The following is a 19,987-nucleotide window of genomic DNA, read 5'->3' on the forward strand; positions in this document are numbered from 1 at the left end:
TAACACTAGGGCATCGTGCTATCAATTTTGTAGTAATGGTGCCTGACCCGGTTCAGCCAGGGTCAGCTCACGATGCCCAGGTGCCACGGCACGAACTCGTGGTCGCCCAGGCCCAGCAGCTCGCTCTTGGTGGCGCCGCCGCTCGCGTGCCGCAGGATCTGCTCGAAGATGCGCTGGCCCATCTCGGGCACCGTCAGTTCGCCGTCCAGGATCACGCCGCAGTTGATGTCCATGTCTTCCTCCAGCCGCTGGTACATGGCCGTGTTGCTGGCCAGCTTGATCGTCGGCGCCGGCTTGCTGCCGAACATCGAGCCGCGCCCGGTGGTAAAGCAGATCAGCTGCGCGCCGCTGGCGATCTGCCCCGTGGCCGCCACCGGGTCGTAGCCCGGCGAATCCATGAAGACGAAGCCGCTCTCGTCGATGCGCTCGGCGTATTCGTACACCGCGCGCAGCGGCGTGGTGCCGCCCTTCATCGCCGAGCCGAGCGACTTTTCGAAGATGTTCGCCAGCCCCCCGGCCTGGTTGCCGTGGCCCACCACGCCGTTGAACTGCGCGTTCTGCCCGGCCGCGTAGCGCTCCCACCAGGCCAGACGGTCCAGCAATTTTTGCCCCACCTCGGGCGTGATCGCCCGGCGCGTGAGCATGAACTCCACGCCGTGGATCTCCGGCGTTTCCGACAGGATGGCCGTGCCGCCGTGGCGCACCAGCACGTCCATCGCCGCACCCAGCGCCGGGTTGGCCGTGATGCCCGAGAACCCGTCCGAGCCGCCGCACTCCAGCCCGATCTTGAGGTGGCTCGCGCTCACCGTGCTGCGCCGCGCGGCGTTGGCGGCGGGCAGCATCGCCTCGATCGCCTCCACGCCCGCGGCGATGGTGGCGCGCGTGCCGCCCACCTCCTGCATCACCAGCGTGCGCATCAGGCGCCCGCGCTGCAATCCTTGCGAATCCACCAGCCCATCGACCTGGTTGCGCTCGCAGCCCAGGCCCACGATCAGCACGCCCGCCAGATTGGGGTGGCGCGCATAGCCGGCGATCGTGCGGCGCAGCACGTCGAAATGCTCGCTGGGCGACGACATGCCGCAGCCGCTCGTCTGCGCGAACGCCACCACGCCATCGACGTGCGGGAAGGCCTTCATCCGCTCGGGCGTGAAGTGCGCGGCGATCTGCTTGATGACCGTGGCCGAGCAGTTCACCGACGACAGGATGCCGATGAAGTTGCGCGTGCCCACGCTGCCGTCCTCGCGCACGAAACCCTGGAACGTGGCGCGCTCGGCTTGCGGCACATAGTCCACCGGCCGCACGTCCGCACCGAAAGCCGGGTCGCGGTAGTAATCGACCAGTTCGATGTTGTGGCTGTGCACGTAGTCGCCCGGCTCCAGGTCGCGCGTGGCCACGCCGATCACTGTGTCGTACTTCTTCACCTGTTCGCCCTGCGCGATGCGCCGCGCGGCGATCTTGTGGCCGGCCGGCACCTGGGCGCGCGTGCGCACGCCCAGTTCGGCAATGGCCTGCCCGATCGCCAGCGCCGACTTGGCCACCAGCACGTTGTCGTTGGGGTGCAGGTGCAGCAGCGGGCTGTCGGTGGGGGCGGGGAGCGGCGCAATGGCGTTCATCGGTGGGGCTTTCGGGTGGGGGCGCTTCGGAAGGGGCGCTCTCTTGCAGGGTGGGCGGTGCGGCGGCTGCGATGCCGCCGCCCGTTCGCTCGGCATCAGCTCTTCATCAGTTCGCGCAGCTTGAGCTTGTCGATCAGCACGGTCTCCTTGGCGTAGACCGTGTTCACGTATTTTTCGTAGTCGGGGCCGTCCAGGTACAGCAGCGGCGCATCGAGCCGGTCGGCCACGGCCTTGAACTCGGGGCTCGCCACGGCCTGGCGGAAGGCCTTGCGCAGCTTCGCCGCAATGGCCGGGTCCAGCCCCTTGGGCGCGCCGATGCCGTTGGGCGCATCCACCACCACGTCGTAGCCCAACTCGCGAAGCGTGGGCGTGTCCTTGAAGCGCGCGGTGCGCTGCTCGCCCCAGGTGGCCAGCAGGCGCAGCTTGCCGGCCTCGACATGCGGCGCCCACGAGCTGGAATCGGCCAACGCATCCACATGGCCGCCCAGCACGCCCTGCAGCGCTTCGGCGCCGCCCTTGAACGGCACGTGGTTCAGGCGGATGCCCGCCACGCTGGCGAATTCTTCCATGCCCACGTGCGTGGCACCGCCCACCCCCGCGTGCGCATAGGTCACCTGGCCGGGGTTCGCCTTGGCGTGCTGCACGAAGTCCTGCAGCGTCTTGAACCGCGAATCGGCCGGCACCGCGATGCCGAAGGTCTGGCCCGAGGTGCGCGCCAGGTAGGTGAAGTCCTTGCGCGGATCGGCCTGCAGCGTGCCCAGTTGCGAAAACCGCGTGACCGAGATCGGGATCTGCCCGATCGTGTAGCCGTCCGGCCGGGCGGAGGCCAGGGCCTTCGAGCCGATCATGCCGGAGGCCCCGGCGCGGTTTTCCACCGCCACCGCCTGGCCCAGGATGCGGCCGGCCACCGTGCACAGCGTGCGCATCGATTGGTCGGCCGTGCCGCCGGCCGGCCAGGGGCAGATGAAGGTGATCGTGCGCTCGGGGTAGCCGTTGGCCAGGGCGCGGGAGGGAAGGAGGGTGGACGTGGCGGCCAGGGCGGCCGCGCCGGCGGCGCCCAGCACGAACTGGCGCCGCTGCAAGGGGCGGGAAGAATTCATCGATGTCTCCGGTCTGTTTTTTATCGGGAAAGCACAGGCTGGATTCTTGGGCAGACAATCATTGCTTTCCAATGAATTAGCAGACTCGCTTCATAGCCTAACGGTTATGAAGCCGAACGGCACCTTCCCCTTCGTTGAAAGACGCACCGATGACCACCGAATCGACCGAGGCCTTGCAGCAGGTGCTGCACCACGACATCCCGCTCACCCGCGACATGGGCCTGACCGTGCTGCGCTGGGAGGACCACGCGCTGCACCTGCATCTGCCGTTGGAGCCCAACGTCAACCACAAAAGCACCATGTTCGGCGGCAGCCTGTATTGCGGCGCCGTGCTGGCCGGCTGGGGCTGGCTGCACCTGCGCCTGCGGGAGGCGGGCATCGAGGGCGGCCACATCGTGATCCAGGAGAGCCACATCCGCTACCCGCTGCCCGTGCGCGGGGCCGCGGTGGCGATCTGCGAGGCGCCCGACCCGGCGTTGTGGCGCACCTTCATCACCACGTACCAGCGCCGCGGCCTCGCGCGGCTTGCGCTGCACACCCGCGTCCGGGCCGAGGGCAGCGAGGACGATGCGGTGCAGTTCACCGGGCAGTTCGTGCTGCACCGCTGACCGGGGCGGGGGCCGGCCCGTGCCGGCCTGTGCCCCGGTGCACGCGCTGCATCGCCCACCTGCGGCTTCCTTTCCTGTCCTTTCCTTCAACCACCTTCCACGCCCACGCCCCATGAGCCAGATCGACCGCGTTTTACGCTCCAACCTCAAGCTGCGGCACCTGCAGATGCTCGTGGCGCTGGACCAGTTTCGCCACGTCGGCCGCGCGGCGGATTTCCTCTTCGTCACCCAGCCCGCCGTCTCCAAGACCCTGGCCGAGATCGAGCGCATGTTCGGCCTGCCGCTGTTCGACCGCTCCACCCGCGGCACCGAGCCCACCGCGGCCGGTGCGAGCGTGGTGCGCTTCGCGCGGTCGGTGCTGGCCGGCTACGACCGCACCCGCGACGAGATCGCCGCCGAGGCCAGCGGCGCGCGCGGCCGCACCAGCGTGGGCGCCATGGTGGCCGCCACGCCCGTGCTGCTGGCGCAAGCGGTGGAAAAGCTCAAGGCCCGGTCTCGCCACACCACCGTGCTGATCGAAGAGGGCGACCTGACGCGCCTGCTGCCGAAGCTGCGCCTGGGCGAGCTGGACCTGTTCGTCGGCCGCCTGGAGCCGGGCTACGCCTCGCCCGACCTGGAAACCGAGGCCCTCTACGACGACCCCATGGTCGCCGTCGTGCGACCGGGTCATCCCCTGGCCACGAAGCGCAAGCCCCGCTGGGCTGACATTGCCGGGCAGCCCTGCGTGCTGCCCCCGCCCTGGGCCTCGCTGCGCGTGAAGCTGGAGCAGCAGTTCTTCGCGCACGACCTGCACCCGCCGGCCGACATCGTGGAGTCGGCGTCGTTCCTGTCGCAGATCACCTTCTTGCACCAGCGCGGCGCCGTGGCCTTCATGGCGCGCACGGTGGCGCGGCATTTTGCGGGGCAGGGAATGCTGGCGGTGGTGAAGGTGCCGGTGGAGATCGAGTTGCCGCCGGTGGGGCTGATCCGGATGCGGGGGGTGGAGGGGACGCCGGTGACGCAGGCGTTGGTGGGGTGTTTGAGGGAGGTGGGGAGGAGAGAGTAAATCGCTCTTTGTGACCCAGAGGCGACGATGGCTATTAACCTGGTTGAAAATTGGATAGAGGGAATATTTAAAAATATCTATTTTAAGACAAGAAATGTAATGGAATTTTTACCTGCAGGTGATGCATGGATTGATTATTAAAATGAGCGGTAATAGTATGATGAAACCGATAATCAAAGCTCCATCCCCGCCTTGTGAGATGGGCGACGATGTTAGATTTCTGCTCGATTGAAATTTAGTTGAAGGCGAGACTTGTACTACGTAGGTCTGGTTGGTTGCTTGTAATTCTCCAGTACGTGTGCCATGGTTTTTTAAAAAACGCGTCCCTTTGATGCTTCCACTTAAGACGTAACGATTGCCAGTGTCGGCGAAGCCAAGAGCGCGTGCCGTGTCGGCAATTTCTTTGGATTGATTTTTTTCTTTGTTGAATTGAAGTGTCCACTCGCCCTTAATTTCTGTTTCTGAATCCAATTCGAAAGTGTTGAAGCTGGCGGAGAGTTGTGAGTGTAGATTTGATTTAATCGCTGCAATGAGGTTTTCGGGTGGCTTGAAGATATAATCAAATTCGCGCCCAATGATTGCCAGGGTGTCTCCCTTGGGAGATATTGCGAGTGATTTGAAAATTTCTTTGTAGTACAGCTGGCGGTCGATGCGGTTTGCGCAGCCTGTCAGGGTGAAGGCTCCAGAAGCAATAAGTGCGCGGCGGCTAATTTTCATATGACTGTTTTAATAGTGGTGCAGTGGCTTGCGTTGAATCTGGATTTTTATCGTTCACCGATGTCCCGAAAATTTGGCGAAACGTGGCCCCAGAATGAAGATGAGCCAGAGCGATCTGACCCATCCGGCAAGTCCAATATTTTGCAATCAACTCGAGCCGCCTGATCGCATCGCCGACTGCATGGTGGCCATCCAGAATGCGACATCGCCGGCTCAGGTCGGGTCACTTCCTCGATCGCCGCAGCGATGGAGTCGTGCACGCCAAACCGTATCCCTCGTCCAGCATCGACGCGCTTACCGAACCGTGGTGGATGCCCAATTCCATACGAGGGCCTTTCCGCAACAAAGCCCCTTATGTGCGCCACCGCACATAACGTCTACCGCGTTGTCCATATACTTTTTGAAACACATCCCAGCGAACAAGTCAAAAATATGTCCCGCGTGCCACTGCAACCTGACGACGTCTCCAGCAACGGAATACTGCATGCGATGGCCGCAGACGATTTGCAGCGCTGGCTGCCCCTCATCGATGTGCTGGAGCTTCCGCTGGGGCAGGTGCTGTACGAGTCCGGCGCGGCGGTGCGGCACATCTACTTTCCGTCCACCGCCATCGTGTCGCTGCTGTATGTGATGGAAGATGGCTCCTCCGCGGAGATCGCCGTCGTGGGGCGGGAAGGGGTGGTGGGCATTTCCCTCTTCATGGGGGGCGGGTCGATCCTGAGCCGGGCCGTGGTGCAGAGTGCCGGCCGGGCGTTTCGCATCCGGGCCGATCGCATCCGCGGCGACGTGGCCAATCCGGCCATCCTGCCGCTGCTGCTGCGCTACATCCAGGCACTCATCACGCAGATGTCGCAGACCGCGGTCTGCAATCGCCACCACATGCTGGACCAGCAACTGTGCCGCTGGCTGCTGCTCAGCCTGGACCGGCTGGAGGGCAGCACGCTCGTCATGACGCAGGAGCTGATCGCGGGCATGCTGGGCGTGCGGCGCGAAGGCGTGACGGAAGCGGCCATGAAGCTGCAGAAGGCCGGGCTGATCCGCTACTCGCGCGGGCGCATCGAGGTGCTGGACCGACCCGCGCTGGAGCAGCGCTCGTGCGAGTGCTACGCCGTGGTCAAGCGCGAGTACGACCGGCTGTTGCCGCCCTCGCACAGCCTCTGAGCGGTTCGTTGCGGGGCCACTCGTGCGGGCCGCGCGCTGCCCGGGCCGGGCGGCGCGCTGGCCTTGATCTTTATTTGTCTCAGCGCATGGCGTTGGGCGATACGTCGCTCATGGCCCAGGAGTACAGGGCCACGAACACGAGCGCATCGAACACCGCGCCGAAGCAGATGTACAGCACCGGCATGTAGAGCACCGAGAGGTGGTGCATGAGGAAGGCCTGCGCCATGACCTGGTGGGGGATGAGCAACGCGAAGAACGCCAGGATCGCCAGGGTGTTGCCCACCTTCGACAGCAGGCTTTCGTTCAGGATGTAGTAGCCCGCGCCCAGCATCACCGGCGTGGCGACCATCATCACGTAGCCGATGAACATCAACTCTTCGCTGTGCCGGGAAATCGTGTACGGAAAATGCTGCGGGATGAACCAGAAGTAGGCCAGCGCGAACGCCTGCACCACGCCGATGATGCGCATCGGGTACTTGAGGGGCAGGCTGGCTTTGCGCATCCGCAGCGAGGCCAAGAGCAGCACCACCACCAGGCCCGCCGCGGCCGCCATGCCGGCCATGCCGGGCAGAGGGCGGTCGCTCGCGCCTGCGGTGAGCGCCATGCCGTCCGAGCCCACGCGGCCGTCGATCAGCAACCGCCGCAAAGGAATGTCCAGGGCCTGCGACCAGAACACGATGACGTCCCGCCAGAAGTCGAACAGATCGCGCCGCCCCCACACCAACAGCGCACACAGCGCCGCGGGCAGCACGATGGCCTGGATCAGCAGGAAGGGCGTCACCTTCAGGGGGGTCATGGAGCGGTGCGGGCGGCTGTGCACCTGCCTGCCGGTTTCGCGCAAGGCCTCGAAGGTGGCGGCGAAGGCGCGGCCGTGCGGATGCGCGGCATCGGCCGGGATGGGGGTGGTTGGTGTCATGGCGTCTCTGCTCAGAAATCGTGGAACAGGCCGACGGTGGCGCCCGCCCGCCGGTACAGCGGGTTGCTGTAGCGGTTCACGGCCAGCAGCAGGCCGGTGTTCTGGCCGATCCAGTGCCGCCAGGCGATGCTGGCCTCGCGGCTGGTGAAGTTGACCAACTGCGTGGCGGGGCCGGTGGCCAGATAGCCTTCGCCCCCCCAGCCGACCCGCGCGGTCACCAGGTCGGCCTTGGCGCGGCCCCAGGTCAGGGCTACGAAGTGCTGGCGCGTGTTCACGCTGCCCGGGGCGCTTTCGTTGAAGCGCACGCCACCCTCGACGATCCAGGGCGCCTCGAAGTAGTAGGTGGCCCCCAGCAGCACGCTGCGGTCGGAGTGCCCGTCCGGCGCCCTGTAGTAGCCCGCGCCCAGGGTTCCCACCAGCCGGCGGTCGGCCAGGAACTTGCGGTTCAGCGTGGCGTCCACGCGGTACTTGGGCAGGTAGAACGCGCCGTCGCCAGCGCCGAGGGTCGCCGAGCCGTACCAGTCTTCGTCGAAACGGTATGTATCGCCCACGCCCAGGTAGGTGCCGCCCACGCCGAAGCGCCGGTGCGAAGACAGCTCGCCCTGCAGCACGTGGCCGGGCAGGCTCCATCCGCCGGTGAGCGTCATGTCGCGCCAGTTGCCGTAGGGCCCGCTCAGGTGCTGCGTTCCCGCGCTGAGCTGCAGGCTGCGGGTGCGCTCTTCGACGGGTGCGGGCGGCGCGGGGATGATCAGGTCCTGGCCTGTGGCGGGTGCCTGGGCCAGGCCGGGCGCGGGCGCGCACAGGGCAAGCAGCCAGAGAAAGTGAAGGGCCGGGTGGCGTTGCATGCGGGGGGCTCCAATGGGGCGGTCGGGTCGGCTAGCGGCAGGTGGCCGCGGGAGGGGCGGCGACCACCCCCTTGCTGGCCAGGATCTGGAAGGACACTTCGTCGGTGACCGCCCAGCGGGCCGAATGCCGCAGCGGGGCGCTGTGGCGCACCCAGCAGCGGGCGGTGTCCGGGTCGTTGCGGCGCAGCGCCAGCACGGCGATGATTCCCCACGGGTAGTCGGTCTGGCCCTGGGCCAGCCACTCGCTTCGGTGCCGGCGCATCCAGTCGCGGTAATGGGCGTCGGCCGAGTCAGGCAGCAGGGGAAAGCCCACCATCAGCGGAAAAAGCTGGGCCACGTGGTCCGGGTAGAAGGCCGCCGGCTGCGCGCGCTGCTCCATCTGCGTGGACACCAGGAAACGGCGGTTCACCGGGTCCCAGAACGTGTCGTGGATGGCCTGCGCCAGCCGCTCCGACGGCTCGGCGCCCGGGGCGCTCAGGGGCTCGCGCACGCGCAGCGACCAGACCTCCAGGTTGTCCATGAACAGCCCGTGCAGGTACACCGGCGACACCATGTAGATGCCGCGCGAGGGCTGGTAGAGGTGGGCCAGCGCAGCCCGGCTGGTGGCCTGGCTCTTGCGCAGGGCGGGCGAGGCCTTCACGTGCGCCGGCATGGCCTGCAGCAGCCTGAGCCACATCGCCAGCAGCGAGTCGTCGGCATCGGCGGTCTTGCAGGCCTTCCACCCGCCGCCGTCATCGCGGCAGAAGCGGTCGAACGTGCCGTCGGGTTTTTGCTGCGGCACCAGCCAGTCCGCGAACCGGACGGCCGGGCCCTGGATGTCCAGGCCGTTGTCGTGCGCGAGCAGCAGCGCCTGCAGCGTGAAATAGGGGTCGCTGGCCGCGCCGCCATGCAGGATGGTGATGGCGCCGCTGTCGCCGCCATACGCCTGCAGGTCCAGCGGTGTGGCAGCGCCCGCCCTGCTGGCGGTGCCCGCGGCGTTGGCGAAGGGCAGGGGCAACGCCATGGCCGCGATGGCGGCCAGGGCTTGCAGGGCGCGGGAGAGGCGGGTGTTCATGCCCGCTTCACCATGCCGATCTCGTGGGCCCAGAGCGTGCCGTGTACGACCGCGCCTTCCTCCGCCACGATGCAGCGCCCGCTCACGGTCGTCAACGCATCGGGCAGCCCGACCACGGTGCGCGCACCGAGCATCACATCGCCTTCGCACACCACCGGCCCCAACGCCAGCGCGCCGGGCAGCAGGTACGCGGACTGCTCGCAGGTGATGGCGCCGTGCACGACGGCCCCTTCGCCCAGCGTGATGCCGCCACGCGCCTTGATGTCGCCGACCACGGTGGTGAAGGGGCTGATGGTGAGGAACCCCGTCACCACCAGGGAGCCACGGTAGATGGAGTGTTCTGCCAGCGTGCAGTCGCCGCGCACCATGTACAGCTGCGGCGTGCGCTGGATGGCGTGCGCCAGCGTGGCATAGCTGGCCGTCTGCGGTGCTGGCAGCGTGGGAGTGGGCGGGGCCGTGGAGGGCTGACCCGTGCCCGGGCCTCCCAGTCGCACCACCGGCGCGTGGAGCCGCTCGAACCAGCAGGGGGCGGCCAGCTTCACCGCCGCGCCCGCGGACACGCGTCGCAGGGCGGTGCTGCCGGGGCCCAGGCGCAGTTCTCCGTCGGCATGGGCCCAGTCGGCGATCTTGCTGCCGTCACCCAGCTCCAGGTCGTGTGTGGCATAGAGGCTGGAGAACGCGCTGCCGGCACCCACGTGCATGCTGCCGTCCACGAACACGGGCTGGAACGCCAGGATGGCCGCGGGCGTCGTCACGTCGCCGCACGCCAGCAGCCGGGCTCGGGCGCTGGCCCATGCCGCGGGCGCGGCGTCGGGCGAGATGAGGTCGAAGGACTCATACCCCGTGGACTCGCCGTGGCCCAGCCGGGCCTGCGCATCGGCGCGCAGCCGCCGGGCGAAGTGGTCGATGTCGGCCGCATGGTCGGGCGGAACCAGCAGGGCCGCGCTGTCGGTGGGGCGGCGCCATTCGCGGATGGCCGGCACGAAAGGCAGCAAGAACAGTGCGGCGCAGGCCGTCGCGAAGGCCAGCAGCATGGGGTGGTATTCAGGCATTTTTGACCTCGTTGCGGTAACGCGCCGTCTTGTCCCACACCATCTCGCGCTTGAAGAGAGCGTCCAGCAGCAGGCTCCACACGGCACCGGAGATGGCGAACAGGCTCACCATGAAGCCCAGCATGTTCAATGGCAGCAGCCGCAGGCGCCGGCGGTTGCCATCGATCAGCACCGCGATGACGATCTCGAAGAACGCGGCGAAGTTGCCCAGCGTGCCGTAGACCATCAGCGCGAACACGGGGATCAATTGCGACAGCAGCGACCCCGCATTGAGGAAGTACAGCCCCAGCGCCAGGCACCAGCCGGCCAGCATGATCAGCGGGATCACGAACACGAACAGCAGCAGCATTCCGTCCACGCGCTGGCCCAGCGTGAGGTAGGGGCTGGTGACGAACTTCCACCAGTGCCGCGCCAGCACCTGGTTGTGCCCCTTGGCCCAGCGCTTGACCTGCTTGATGCGCACGGGCCATTCCTCGGGCACTTCCTCGTAGCACTCCGAGCGGTTGGTGTAGACCGTCTTCCAGCCGTTGAACATGAGCCGGAAGGTGATGTCGGTGTCCTCGGCCAACGTGTCGTCGTGCCAGCCGCCCACGGCCTCCACGGCCGACATGCGCACGCCCCCCACTGTGCCGCCGTACTGCGGCATCAGGTTCATGTTCATCCGCGCCTGCTGGTCGACCTGGTAGCCGGCCGAGCGCTCCAGGTCCAGCAGCCGGGTCAGCAGGTTCGCGCCGCTGTTGACGGGCACCACGCGGCCCATCACCGCACCCACTTCCGGATCGAAGAAGGGCGCCACCAGTTGCTTGAGCAGCCCGCGCCCGGGCACGTAGTCGGCATCGAAGATGATGGCGATGTCGCCCTCGGCAAAGCGCAGTGCGTCCTTGAGCGCCGCCGACTTGCCCGGCTTGCCGCTGGTGCGGTGAAAGGGAGCCAGCCGGGAGGGGAACCGCTCGTCGTAGCCGTTGATGATCTGCGCCGTCGCATCGCTGGAGCGATCGTTCACCGGAATGATCATCATGCGGTCGGCGGGGTAGTCGGTCTTGAGCAGCGCCTCGATGCAGCCGGCGATGACCTTCTCTTCGTTGTGCGCGGCAATGAACACGGTGATCATGGGCCACTGGGCCACCGCGATGTCCAGATAGGGGTGGCGCTGCGTGCCGACGAGCCGGCTCATGGTGAACGCGAAGTGCCGGATGCCGTACAGCACCATGAACAGCACCACGAACATGAGCAGATAGGCCATCACGGCGGCCACCGGCTGCACCGAGAAGGCGGGAAGAAGTCCGAGCGGATGCATGGTGTCAGGCCGCCAGGGGCAAGGGCATGGGTGCGGCGGGCACCAGGTGGCTCGCCAGCACGGAGACGATGCGCTGGCAGGCCTGGCCGTCGCCGAAGGGGCTGTGCACCTGCGCCATCTGCCGGTGCGCGTGGGGGTCGCCCAGCAGCCGCGTCACGTGCGAGACGATGGCGTCGTACGACGGTCCGATGAGCAGCGCACAACCGGCCTGCACGGCCTCGGGCCGCTCGGTTTCGTCACGCAGCACCAGCACGGGCACGCCGAAGGTCGGGGCCTCTTCCTGCAGCCCGCCCGAGTCCGTGAGCAGCAGCCAGGCATCGGCGAGCGCCTGCTGCATGTCCATGTAATCGAGCGGATCGCTCAGCTGAATGTTGGCGATGCCGCCCAGCAGGGCCTGCACGGGCTCGCGCACCACGGGGTTCTTGTGCACCGGAAACAGCACCTTCAGCCCGGGGTTCTGCCGCGCCAGATCGGCGATGGCCCGGCAGATGCCGCGCACGCCTTCGCCCCAGCTCTCGCGTCGGTGGAAGGTGACCAGCAGGTGCCCCCGGCCGGTGGTGCGGCGCCGCACCCCGTGGTGTGTGCAGGTCCAGTGCTGCGCATCCACCACGGTGTTGCCCGTCACGTGGATGCGTTCGTCGGGAATGCCCTCCGACCGCAGCGCGGTGCGCGAGCGCGAGGTGGGCGGAAAGTGGAACTGCGCGAGCCGGCTGATCATCTGGCGCAGCCCTTCTTCGGGAAAGGGCCGCGCCAGGTTGTAGGTGCGCAACCCCGCCTCCACGTGGGCCACGGGCAGGCCACGATAGAAGCCCGCCAGCGCGCCGATGAACGCAGATTCGGTATCGCCCTGCACGATGACCAGCGCGTAGTCTTTCGCCTGCAGCACCCCGTCGATCTGGCGGCGGCAGCCGGCGCTGAATTCCTGCAGGGTGCTGCCTTCGCGGTGGAGCACGATGTCCGGCCGGATGGTGAAGCAGTCCAGCATCTGGATGGCCATTTCGTCGTGCTGACCCGTGTGCAGCCAATGCACGCGGGCCCAGCTGAGGGCCCTCAGCGCGTGGTACAGAGGCGCCAGCTTGATGATCTCGGGGCGCGTGCCCGAGACGATGAGAATGTCCTGCATGGCTCGATCCTTTGCGGTGGTGGGGGTGGAGAGGAAAGAGGAAAAAGCCAGGCATCCCGGAGGGGGCGCAGTGCCGGCGGGCACGCTGCAGTGGAGTGGCGGGAGCCCATGCTCCATCGGCCCGATCTCTTTCTGAACGGCACGGGCGATGGTGCGTGCGGTTTGGCGAGCGGTCTGTTCGCTGACCCACATAGCGCAGCGCTTGCCCGGCACAGCGTCAGTGGGGGTTCAAGGAATGAACGTGGGGTTGCGTTGCGCCTGGAACTGGGCCTGCGTCACCGGCTTGCCCGTGACCAGCCAGACCGTACCGCCGTCCGAGACGGTCACCGACCCCGCGGTGACGATGGTGGGCCGCAGGTAGCGGGCCTTGGGCAGCATCCACACCATCTCGGCCATCGTGGTGGGGTGGGTCGCCGTGAAGCGCGTCGTCGTGCCGTTCGCGAGCAGGGTCTGGGTCCAGCCCACCTGGTGGCGCGTGGCCATGAAATCGGCCAGGCGTGGCATGGTGTACCACTTGAACTTCGCGCCCTTCGTCTGCCCATAGGCCAGCAGACCCTTCACGACGTCGATCCAGTCGTTCGCGCCGGGCGGGTGTGCGTACACCATGCGGCTGGTGTTGTAGTTGACCGAGAAGTCCACCATGGCCTGGTACCAGGCGTTCACCTCGGCCTTGGGCACGTTGTAGTCCTGCCATTCCTCGAACGTGGCATACGTGCCCTGGGGCGTGACCGGGAACACCCACAGCGCCGGGTTGAGCAGCACGCCGTCCCGGTACTGGCGCGTGGCGCCCAGTCCGGTGTGGCCGCCGAAGTAGGCCGCCACCACGCCTTGCTGCTCCAGCCAGGTCATGGCCCATGGCGGATTGTTGCCCTGGGGGGCCGAGTAGCCGCGCGCCGGGCGGCCCACGACGGTGTCCACTGCGCTCCTGTTCTGCACCAGATACGGCTGGAACTCCGCAGCGTTGTTCTCCGTGGCGTTGAGGCCATAGTAGTCGTGGATCCACCCGCCGTGCGATCCGATCGCATGGCCTTTCGCGTCCAGCCGCCTGAGCAACTGCTGCGCCACCGTGTTGTTGTTCAGGTTCCAGCCCAGGCCGTCGCCCGACACGATGGTGTCGGGCCCTGCCGTCATCTCCATGGAGAACTTGTGCGTGTTGAAGACGCCGGCAGCCTCCAGATGCAGCGAAGGCTGCTGCGCGGCCATCGAGTCCAGATGCCAGTCCAGCGTCATTCCGGCCACCCCGTTGGGCATGGCCGACAGGTGGGCTCCCTGTACGAGGTGTTCCATGAAGTAGCGCAGAAAGCCGTGCATCGGCAATGCGTCGGTGCGCCCCTTCAGATAGGTCAGGGGCATGTTCACAAACAGCACCTTGCCTGTGCCGGTCGTCTGAATGCCCGCCACGAGTCCGAACGACGGGGACAGCGCCAGCGGTGTTCCGGCGTAGGTGCCGGTGGTCACGTAGGTCGGATAGATCAGGTGGCCCAGCAGATAGCCGTTGTACGCGTCCAGCGTGTCCACTTCCGCCGCCTGCAGCGATTCACCGGCGAGTGACGCGCTGGCCTGCGATGCCTCCGCCGATGCCACCGTCAGCGGATGCCGTGCCAGGCCTGCGGGCTGCACGCGGGTGGCGGCCGCCGGCTGCCGGCCTTTGAATGCCTTGCCGAAATCCACGGTCACCGACCGCGCGCGCACCTGTCCCGCCGCCGAGCGTTGCCGGTCCTGCAGGGAGTAGGAAGGCAGGGACTGGAACTGCTGCGGATCGAACCCCTTGACCCCGCCCGGGTCGCCGGGACTGGTGGGCAGATAAAGCGCCTCGCCCGCGGCCAGGCGCGCCGCTCCCAGGAGGCCGTTGCTTCCCGTCGGGGCCTGGCCCGTGCCGGGTGCGACCGCGGAGGCTTTGGCGGCGGTGGCCGACGATTGCGCCAGGTTGTAGGGCAGCGATTTCCCCGGGGGCACGAGCAGCTCGCGCATGGTGCTGCGCATGGCCGTCACCGGGCCCAGTCCCACCATCTGGCCCAGCAGCGCGTCGTACAGCACATAGTCCACCCCCGCCAGATCGCTCAGCCGCGATTTCGGAATGGGATAGACGGGCTGGTTGTTGGCATTGAGCGTCAGGGCGCCGAAGTCGTAGGTCAGCAGTGCCCGCCCGCCTGCCGTCACATAGCTGCGCACGGAGGCCAGCAATGCATCCGTGGCGATCACGTGCAGCTGGTCGGGCAGCACGAGCCCGGCGTACTTGAGTGCCTTGGCCGGGGCCATGGCCAGGAACTGCGCGTCGGTGACCACGGCGATGCGCGTGCCCGTCTCCGATGCGGCATCCAACCAGGCCGTCACGCGTGGATCGGTCGCGGGCTGCTCGTCGGGCAACAGCAGCATCAGCAGGCCCGGGTCTTCCACCCCGTTGTTGAAGGGAGCGACCACCGTAGCTACCGTAGCCACCGCTGCCCGTTGCGTTGCTGGCTGCGCGGCCACCGCATCGGCCGCCATTTCGGTGGCGGGGGGCTGCGTGGAGGGTGGCAATTGCACCGCCTTGACCTGCGGCAGCCAGCGGTCGCCCGCAGCGGCCGGGGTGGAGGACTGGGTGCCGGCGGCGGCCGTGCTGGCTGCCGATTCGCCGCTGCCATCATCGCCGCCGCCGCATGCGGAAAGCAGCACAAGGAGACCCGCACACACGAGGCGCCCCGCATGCCCGCGTTGCCGGGTGCCGGCGGCATGGTGGAAGAAGGCTCTGAAGATGGACATGATCCCGCCCTTTCGTGGTGATGAGCGGCCATTGGGCAGGAGGGGTTGCGGCGGGTCTGTTCGCTGCCGTACATCGACGATGCGGGCCTGGGTACGCTGGCGAACGGATGGTGCGATCCAAAGCCGCTAAAACGGCTGAAAACATGTTCGAGACGAAAGGCCCCCGCCATGGACCACCACACCATCGCATCCCAAGCCACCGTGCCGCCCGAAGGCCAGGCGCCGGGTTCCCTGGAGCATTTGCAGGCCGCACTGGCACAGGCTCTGGCGCAGATTGCATACCTCGAAGAGGAAAAGCGCCAAATGCTGCTGGCGGCCAACCATGTGCATTGGCTGACCATGCTCTAGCCGGACCCACCCCCTGAACAAGGCTTCGGTGCCAGTGCTTGGCCCTGTGGCGGTGTCCGGCGGCCAGCGGTGGGCCTGTGGTTCCACTGCGTGTGCCCGCCGCGAAACGCTCTCTTTGGTGTGTGGGCCTGCACGGGCGGGTTTTATGTGTTCGCTATCGAACAGAGAAGTTGAAAAGTTTTACCTATATTGATTTGACATTTCCACTCTCATCACGCCCCACCATGCGCATGCAATTAAGTATCCCCGAGGTGTCACGCAACACGCTTGTGGCGGCGCTGGATGATGTCGATCTGCAGCGGTGGCTGCCTTTCCTGGAGATGGTGGACCTGCCTCTGGGCAAGGTGCTGTCCGAGGAGAACGTGACGACCAGCCACGTCTACTTTCCCACCACGGCCATCGTCTCCAAGTTGCACGTGATGGAAGACGGCTCGTCCGCGCAGTTGGCGGTCGTCGGCAACGAGGGCGTGGTGGGCATCTCGGTCATCATGGGCGGCGTGTCGGGCGCCATCCGGGCCGTGGTACTGAACGCGGGCAAGGCATTGCGCATGCGCAGCGAGTTCTTTCGCGAAGAAGTGAACCGCCCACCTGTCCTGCATCTGCTGCTGCGCTACATCCAGGCGCTCATGTCGCAGATGTCGCACACGGCCGCGTGCAACCGGCACCATGTGCTGGACCAGCAACTGTGTCGCTGGCTCCTGCTGAGCATGGACCGGACCCAGGGCAACTGGCTGTTCATGACGCAGGAACTGATCGCCACCATGCTCGGCGTGCGGCGCGAAGGCGTGACCGAAGCCGCCATGAAGTTGCAGAAGGCCGGCCTGATCCGCTACGCCCGGGGCCGCATCGAGGTCATGGACCGGGTCGGGTTGGAACGGCGGGCCTGCGAATGCTACGGCGTGGTCAAGAGGGCCTATGACCGCCTGCTGCCGAGATGCGATGACCACCGTCTCTACCTGCCGGAGCCGGCGCGGGGGGATGGTGCGGGCCATGGGCTTGCGCGGGAGCCCTATCGCATCCTGCCGTACGCCGCCATGGAACCCGTCCATGCGCGACTGGACAGTCTCGACCTTGGCCATCGCACGCACCTGCCAGCATCGAAGGGAGCGCCGGACCCGCGTTGAAGGAGTCGCTGCCAGCGCCGCCTTCAATGCTCGCTGTGGGTGGATCAGCCCCGGGCGATTCGTGCCGCGATGGCCTCGCCCACCTGGGTGGTGTTGGCCGTGCCCCCTAAGTCGGGCGTCTTCGGCCCGGTTTTGATGACCTCTTCGATCGCCGCCACGATGGCATCGTGCGCCTGCCGCCCTGCGCCCTGGCCTTGCGTCAAGAAGTCCAGCATCAGCGCACCCGACCAGATCATGGCGATGGGGTTGGCGATGTTTCGGCCGTAGATGTCCGGCGCCGAGCCATGCACGGGCTCGAACAGGCTGGGGAAGGTGCGCTCGGGGTTCAGGTTGGCCGAAGGCGCCAGGCCGATGGTGCCGGTGGTGGCGGGCCCCAGGTCGCTGAGGATGTCGCCGAACAGGTTGGTGGCCGCCACCACGTCGAAGCGCCCGGGCTGCAGCACGAAGCGCGCGGTGAGGATGTCGATGTGCTGCTTATCGAGCGTGACCTCGGGGTAGGCCTTGGCGATGTCGTCGGCGCGGGCGTCCCACCAGGGCATGCTGATGGCGATGCCGTTGCTCTTGGTGGCGAGGGTCACGTGCTTTTTGGCGCGGCTTTGCGCCAGGTCGAAGGCGAACTTCAAAAGGCGATTGGCGCCGTGGCGCGAGTAGACCGATTCCTGGATGACGATCTCGCGGTCGGTGCCCTCGTACATGATGCCTCCCAGGGACGTGTATTCGCCCTCGGTGTTTTCGCGCACGACGAAGTAGTCGATGTCGCCGGGCTTCCTGCCGGCCAGGGGGCACGGCACGCCTTCGAACAAACGCACGGGGCGCAGGTTGATGTACTGGTCGAACTCGCGGCGGAACTTGAGCAGCGAGCCCCACAGGGACACGTGGTCGGGCACGGTGGCGGGCCAGCCGACGGCGCCGAAGAAGATGGCGTCCACGCCGGCGAGCTGGGCCTTCCAGTCGTCGGGCATCATTTTTCCGTGGGCGGCGTAGTAGCCGCAGCTGGCCCAGTCGATGGTGCGGCATTCCAGCTCGAAGCCGAAGCGCTCGGCCGCGGTCTGGATGGCCCGCAGGCCTTCGGGCATGACTTCCTTGCCGATGCCGTCGCCGGGGATCACGGCGATCTGGTACTTGGTTTTTTGCATGGGGGGTCCTTGTGGAAAAAAGCAGAGCGGCAGGTGCCGGATGGGGGCATTGTTCGGCAGTGCCTCGCAAAATACAATCCGCCGCCTGTGGTCTCATTCTTCACACTTCGTGCACAAAATTCCTTCCAACGACGACCTGCGCGTGTTCACCGTGGTGGTGCGCAAATCGAGCTTCGGCGAGGCTGCGACCGAGCTGGGCACATCGCCCGCCTATGTGAGCAAGCGCATCCGACTGCTGGAGGAGGATTTGGCGGTCAAGCTGCTGCACCGCACCACGCGCCGCGTGGTGGTGACGGAGGAGGGCGAGCGCGTCTTCCACTGGGCGCAGCGCATCCTGGACGATGTGGACCAGTTGCTGCAGGAGGTGGCGGTCACGCGGCGCGAGCCCCGCGGCCTGCTGCGGGTGAGCTGCAGTTTCGGCTTCGGGCGGCGCGTGGTGGCGCCGGCACTGTCGCGGCTGGTGGAGCGCCATCCGGCCCTGCAGGTGCGGCTGGAGGTGTTCGACCGGCTGGTGGACGTGGCGGGCGAGGGGTTCGACCTGGACGTGCGCGTGGGCGACGAGATCGCGCCGCACCTCATCGCGCGGCGGCTGGCGGACAACCACCGGGTGCTGTGCGCGGCGCCCGCCTACCTGGCGCGCCATGGCACGCCGCGCGCGCTGGCGGAGCTGTCCAGCCACGACTGCCTCGTCATCAAGGAGCGCGACCACCCGTTCGGCGTGTGGCGCCTGCGCAGCGGCGGTGTGGAAGAGTCGGTGAAGGTGCGCGGCCCGCTCTCGGCCAACCACGGGGAAATGGTGGTGCAGTGGGCCGTGGACGGCCGCGGCATCACGCTGCGCTCGCTGTGGGATGTGGGGCCGCAGTTGCGCGCGGGGCACCTGGTGCCGGTGCTGCCCGAGTGGCGGCAGGAGGCGAATGTGTGGGCGGTGTATCCCACGCGGCTCCATCTGTCGGCCAAGGTGCGCGTGTGCGTGGAGTTTCTGCAGGAGCATTTCCGCGCGGAATGGGCGGCCGGCGGCGACGGCGCACGCATTGGCGCGGTGGGCGGTACGGGCGAATGAGAAGGGAAATATGGCGGGGTGCAGCGCGCTGGCACCCCGCTTTGCAAGGACGCGCATGGCACGCGTCCCGAGGGCCCGATCAGCCGGCCAGCGCGGCCTTCACGGCGGCGGACACCTGGCCCATGTCGGCCTTGCCGGCCAGCCGCGTCTTCACCACGCCCATGACCTTGCCCATGTCGCCGGGGCCCGCGGCACCCAGTTCAGCCACGATGGCTTTCACGGCGGCCAGGGTTTCGTCGGCCGACATGCGCTCGGGCAGGTAGGCCTGCAGCACGGCCGTTTCAGACTTTTCCTTGTCGGCCAGGTCCTGGCGGCCCGCGCCTTCGAAGGCGGTGATGGAGTCCTTGCGCTGCTTGATGAGCTTGTCCAGGATGGCGACGACGGCGGCGTCGTCCAGCGTGATGCGCTCGTCGACTTCCTTTTGCTTGATCGCCGCCTGCAGCAGGCGGATGGTGCCCAGGCGCTCGACGTCCTTGGCGCGCATGGCGGTCTTCATGTCTTCGGTGATCTGTTCTTTGAGGCTCATGGTGTTCTCCGTTCAAACCAGGGGTGGGTGGGGTGGCGCGCTGTGCCCCAAACGAAAAAACCCGCGCTTGGCGTCCCTAGCGCGGGTTTTGCGGCGGTGAGGCCGGCTCTGTCAGAGCTTAGTACAGCTTCTTGGGCAGCTGCATGCTGCGAACGCGCTTGTAGTGGCGCTTGACGGCGGCGGCCTTCTTGCGCTTGCGCTCGGCGGTGGGCTTCTCGTAGAACTCACGGGCGCGCAGGTCGGTCAGCAGGCCGAGCTTTTCGATGGTGCGCTTGAAGCGGCGCAGGGCGACGTCAAAGGGTTCGTTTTCTTTTACGCGGATGGTGGTCATTAGCTAATGGTTTCCAAAATGTGCCCACAGAGGGTATCCAGGAGATCGGGCCTGAATGCCGTGTGCAGCGGGTTCCCCGTCTGTAACTAGTATTGGCCGACGGGGTATTGCCAGCAAAGCCGAAGATTATAGCCCTGTAATCCGCTCTGTCGATGGCTGCGTTCCGATCGCGTGGCCATCGGGCGTGTG

18 protein-coding genes and 1 pseudogene are annotated in these 19,987 nt (G+C 66.9%); 6 read left to right on the forward strand and 13 right to left on the reverse strand.

Going from position 1 to position 19,987, the window contains the following annotated elements; all coding sequences use genetic code 11:
- Positions 1-62: 62 nt before the first annotated feature.
- Entirely contained in the window at positions 63-1,613 is a 1,551-nt protein-coding gene (locus AVTE2539_RS14870) for a UxaA family hydrolase (RefSeq protein ID WP_284411691.1), read from the reverse strand.
- Positions 1,614-1,708: 95 nt separating this feature from the next.
- Positions 1,709-2,713 (reverse strand): tripartite tricarboxylate transporter substrate binding protein, encoded by a 1,005-nt coding sequence (locus AVTE2539_RS14875; RefSeq protein ID WP_284411695.1) that lies wholly within the window; start codon positions 2,711-2,713, stop codon positions 1,709-1,711.
- Positions 2,714-2,862: 149 nt separating this feature from the next.
- Here AVTE2539_RS14875 and AVTE2539_RS14880 point away from each other — a divergent pair, with 149 nt between their 5' ends.
- Complete coding sequence (locus tag AVTE2539_RS14880) at positions 2,863-3,321, forward strand: thioesterase domain-containing protein (RefSeq protein ID WP_284411697.1); 459 nt, start codon at positions 2,863-2,865, stop codon at positions 3,319-3,321.
- 112 nt (positions 3,322-3,433) lie between these two features.
- Positions 3,434-4,366: a LysR substrate-binding domain-containing protein gene (locus tag AVTE2539_RS14885; RefSeq protein WP_284411699.1), complete on the forward strand. Its 933-nt coding sequence runs from the start codon at positions 3,434-3,436 to the stop codon at positions 4,364-4,366.
- Between the two features lie 108 nt (positions 4,367-4,474).
- Here the strand turns inward: AVTE2539_RS14885 and AVTE2539_RS14890 are convergent, their stop codons facing one another.
- Positions 4,475-5,083 carry a hypothetical protein gene (locus AVTE2539_RS14890; RefSeq protein ID WP_284411701.1) on the reverse strand — a complete coding sequence of 203 codons (609 nt, stop codon included), beginning with the start codon at positions 5,081-5,083 and terminating at the stop codon, positions 4,475-4,477.
- Positions 5,084-5,515: 432 nt separating this feature from the next.
- Here AVTE2539_RS14890 and AVTE2539_RS14895 point away from each other — a divergent pair, with 432 nt between their 5' ends.
- Positions 5,516-6,244, forward strand: a complete 729-nt coding sequence (locus tag AVTE2539_RS14895) for a Crp/Fnr family transcriptional regulator (protein WP_502868930.1) — start codon at positions 5,516-5,518, stop codon at positions 6,242-6,244.
- Positions 6,245-6,323: 79 nt separating this feature from the next.
- On the opposite strand, the gene AVTE2539_RS14900 is transcribed toward AVTE2539_RS14895, so the two are convergent.
- From AVTE2539_RS14900 to AVTE2539_RS14930, 7 genes are all read right to left on the reverse strand, one after another.
- Positions 6,324-7,160: a hypothetical protein gene (locus AVTE2539_RS14900; RefSeq protein WP_284411703.1), complete on the reverse strand. Its 837-nt coding sequence runs from the start codon at positions 7,158-7,160 to the stop codon at positions 6,324-6,326.
- 11 nt (positions 7,161-7,171) lie between these two features.
- Positions 7,172-8,005, reverse strand: a complete 834-nt coding sequence (locus tag AVTE2539_RS14905; RefSeq protein WP_284411706.1) for a YaiO family outer membrane beta-barrel protein — start codon at positions 8,003-8,005, stop codon at positions 7,172-7,174.
- A gap of 31 nt (positions 8,006-8,036) precedes the next feature.
- Positions 8,037-9,059 (reverse strand): hypothetical protein, encoded by a 1,023-nt coding sequence (locus AVTE2539_RS14910; RefSeq protein WP_284411707.1) that lies wholly within the window; start codon positions 9,057-9,059, stop codon positions 8,037-8,039.
- The gene (locus AVTE2539_RS14915; protein WP_284411710.1) at positions 9,056-10,111 is read right to left on the reverse strand and encodes a bactofilin family protein; all 1,056 of its coding nucleotides are present in this window, start codon (positions 10,109-10,111) and stop codon (positions 9,056-9,058) included. The genes AVTE2539_RS14910 and AVTE2539_RS14915 overlap by 4 nt, the downstream gene beginning before the upstream one ends.
- Positions 10,104-11,408, reverse strand: coding sequence for a glycosyltransferase family 2 protein (locus tag AVTE2539_RS14920; RefSeq protein WP_284411712.1), 1,305 nt, complete (start codon positions 11,406-11,408; stop codon positions 10,104-10,106). Before AVTE2539_RS14920 ends, AVTE2539_RS14915 begins: the two co-directional genes overlap by 8 nt.
- Before the next feature lie 4 nt (positions 11,409-11,412).
- Positions 11,413-12,531 carry a non-hydrolyzing UDP-N-acetylglucosamine 2-epimerase gene (gene wecB / locus AVTE2539_RS14925; RefSeq protein WP_284411714.1) on the reverse strand — a complete coding sequence of 373 codons (1,119 nt, stop codon included), beginning with the start codon at positions 12,529-12,531 and terminating at the stop codon, positions 11,413-11,415.
- Positions 12,532-12,759: 228 nt separating this feature from the next.
- Positions 12,760-15,273, reverse strand: coding sequence for a polysaccharide deacetylase family protein (locus tag AVTE2539_RS14930; protein WP_284411716.1), 2,514 nt, complete (start codon positions 15,271-15,273; stop codon positions 12,760-12,762).
- 168 nt (positions 15,274-15,441) lie between these two features.
- Between AVTE2539_RS14930 and AVTE2539_RS14935 the strand changes: the two genes are divergently transcribed.
- Both AVTE2539_RS14935 and AVTE2539_RS14940 read left to right on the forward strand, forming a co-directional pair.
- Positions 15,442-15,621: a hypothetical protein gene (locus AVTE2539_RS14935; RefSeq protein ID WP_284411719.1), complete on the forward strand. Its 180-nt coding sequence runs from the start codon at positions 15,442-15,444 to the stop codon at positions 15,619-15,621.
- 230 nt (positions 15,622-15,851) lie between these two features.
- A pseudogene (locus tag AVTE2539_RS14940) lies at positions 15,852-16,553 on the forward strand (Crp/Fnr family transcriptional regulator); the annotation flags it as partial.
- Between the two features lie 236 nt (positions 16,554-16,789).
- On the opposite strand, the gene AVTE2539_RS14945 reads toward AVTE2539_RS14940, so the two are convergent.
- Positions 16,790-17,881, reverse strand: a complete 1,092-nt coding sequence (locus tag AVTE2539_RS14945) for a tartrate dehydrogenase (protein ID WP_284411721.1) — start codon at positions 17,879-17,881, stop codon at positions 16,790-16,792.
- A gap of 109 nt (positions 17,882-17,990) precedes the next feature.
- Between AVTE2539_RS14945 and AVTE2539_RS14950 the strand changes: the two genes are divergently transcribed.
- Positions 17,991-18,941: a LysR substrate-binding domain-containing protein gene (locus AVTE2539_RS14950; protein ID WP_284411727.1), complete on the forward strand. Its 951-nt coding sequence runs from the start codon at positions 17,991-17,993 to the stop codon at positions 18,939-18,941.
- Between the two features lie 79 nt (positions 18,942-19,020).
- Here AVTE2539_RS14950 and AVTE2539_RS14955 read toward each other — a convergent pair whose 3' ends face one another.
- Positions 19,021-19,467: a GatB/YqeY domain-containing protein gene (locus tag AVTE2539_RS14955; protein ID WP_284411729.1), complete on the reverse strand. Its 447-nt coding sequence runs from the start codon at positions 19,465-19,467 to the stop codon at positions 19,021-19,023.
- 118 nt (positions 19,468-19,585) lie between these two features.
- Complete coding sequence (rpsU, locus tag AVTE2539_RS14960) at positions 19,586-19,798, reverse strand: 30S ribosomal protein S21 (RefSeq protein ID WP_007833691.1); 213 nt, start codon at positions 19,796-19,798, stop codon at positions 19,586-19,588.
- Positions 19,799-19,987: the final 189 nt, after the last annotated feature.

This window comes from Acidovorax sp. SUPP2539, assembly GCF_030158975.1.
Classification (GTDB): domain Bacteria; phylum Pseudomonadota; class Gammaproteobacteria; order Burkholderiales; family Burkholderiaceae_C; genus Paracidovorax.

Coding starts and splice junctions, on each gene's coding strand:
- AVTE2539_RS14880 (WP_284411697.1), top strand. CDS start 2,863: ATGACCACCGAATCGACCGAGGCCTTGCAGCAGGTGCTGCACCACGAC.
- wecB (WP_284411714.1), bottom strand. CDS start 12,531: ATGCAGGACATTCTCATCGTCTCGGGCACGCGCCCCGAGATCATCAAG.
- AVTE2539_RS14875 (WP_284411695.1), bottom strand. CDS start 2,713: ATGAATTCTTCCCGCCCCTTGCAGCGGCGCCAGTTCGTGCTGGGCGCC.
- AVTE2539_RS14890 (WP_284411701.1), bottom strand. CDS start 5,083: ATGAAAATTAGCCGCCGCGCACTTATTGCTTCTGGAGCCTTCACCCTG.
- AVTE2539_RS14930 (WP_284411716.1), bottom strand. CDS start 15,273: ATGTCCATCTTCAGAGCCTTCTTCCACCATGCCGCCGGCACCCGGCAA.
- AVTE2539_RS14895 (WP_502868930.1), top strand. CDS start 5,516: ATGTCCCGCGTGCCACTGCAACCTGACGACGTCTCCAGCAACGGAATA.
- AVTE2539_RS14900 (WP_284411703.1), bottom strand. CDS start 7,160: ATGACACCAACCACCCCCATCCCGGCCGATGCCGCGCATCCGCACGGC.
- AVTE2539_RS14920 (WP_284411712.1), bottom strand. CDS start 11,408: ATGCATCCGCTCGGACTTCTTCCCGCCTTCTCGGTGCAGCCGGTGGCC.
- AVTE2539_RS14910 (WP_284411707.1), bottom strand. CDS start 9,059: ATGAACACCCGCCTCTCCCGCGCCCTGCAAGCCCTGGCCGCCATCGCG.
- AVTE2539_RS14915 (WP_284411710.1), bottom strand. CDS start 10,111: ATGCCTGAATACCACCCCATGCTGCTGGCCTTCGCGACGGCCTGCGCC.
- AVTE2539_RS14905 (WP_284411706.1), bottom strand. CDS start 8,005: ATGCAACGCCACCCGGCCCTTCACTTTCTCTGGCTGCTTGCCCTGTGC.
- AVTE2539_RS14945 (WP_284411721.1), bottom strand. CDS start 17,881: ATGCAAAAAACCAAGTACCAGATCGCCGTGATCCCCGGCGACGGCATC.
- AVTE2539_RS14935 (WP_284411719.1), top strand. CDS start 15,442: ATGGACCACCACACCATCGCATCCCAAGCCACCGTGCCGCCCGAAGGC.
- rpsU (WP_007833691.1), bottom strand. CDS start 19,798: ATGACCACCATCCGCGTAAAAGAAAACGAACCCTTTGACGTCGCCCTG.
- AVTE2539_RS14955 (WP_284411729.1), bottom strand. CDS start 19,467: ATGAGCCTCAAAGAACAGATCACCGAAGACATGAAGACCGCCATGCGC.
- AVTE2539_RS14885 (WP_284411699.1), top strand. CDS start 3,434: ATGAGCCAGATCGACCGCGTTTTACGCTCCAACCTCAAGCTGCGGCAC.
- AVTE2539_RS14870 (WP_284411691.1), bottom strand. CDS start 1,613: ATGAACGCCATTGCGCCGCTCCCCGCCCCCACCGACAGCCCGCTGCTG.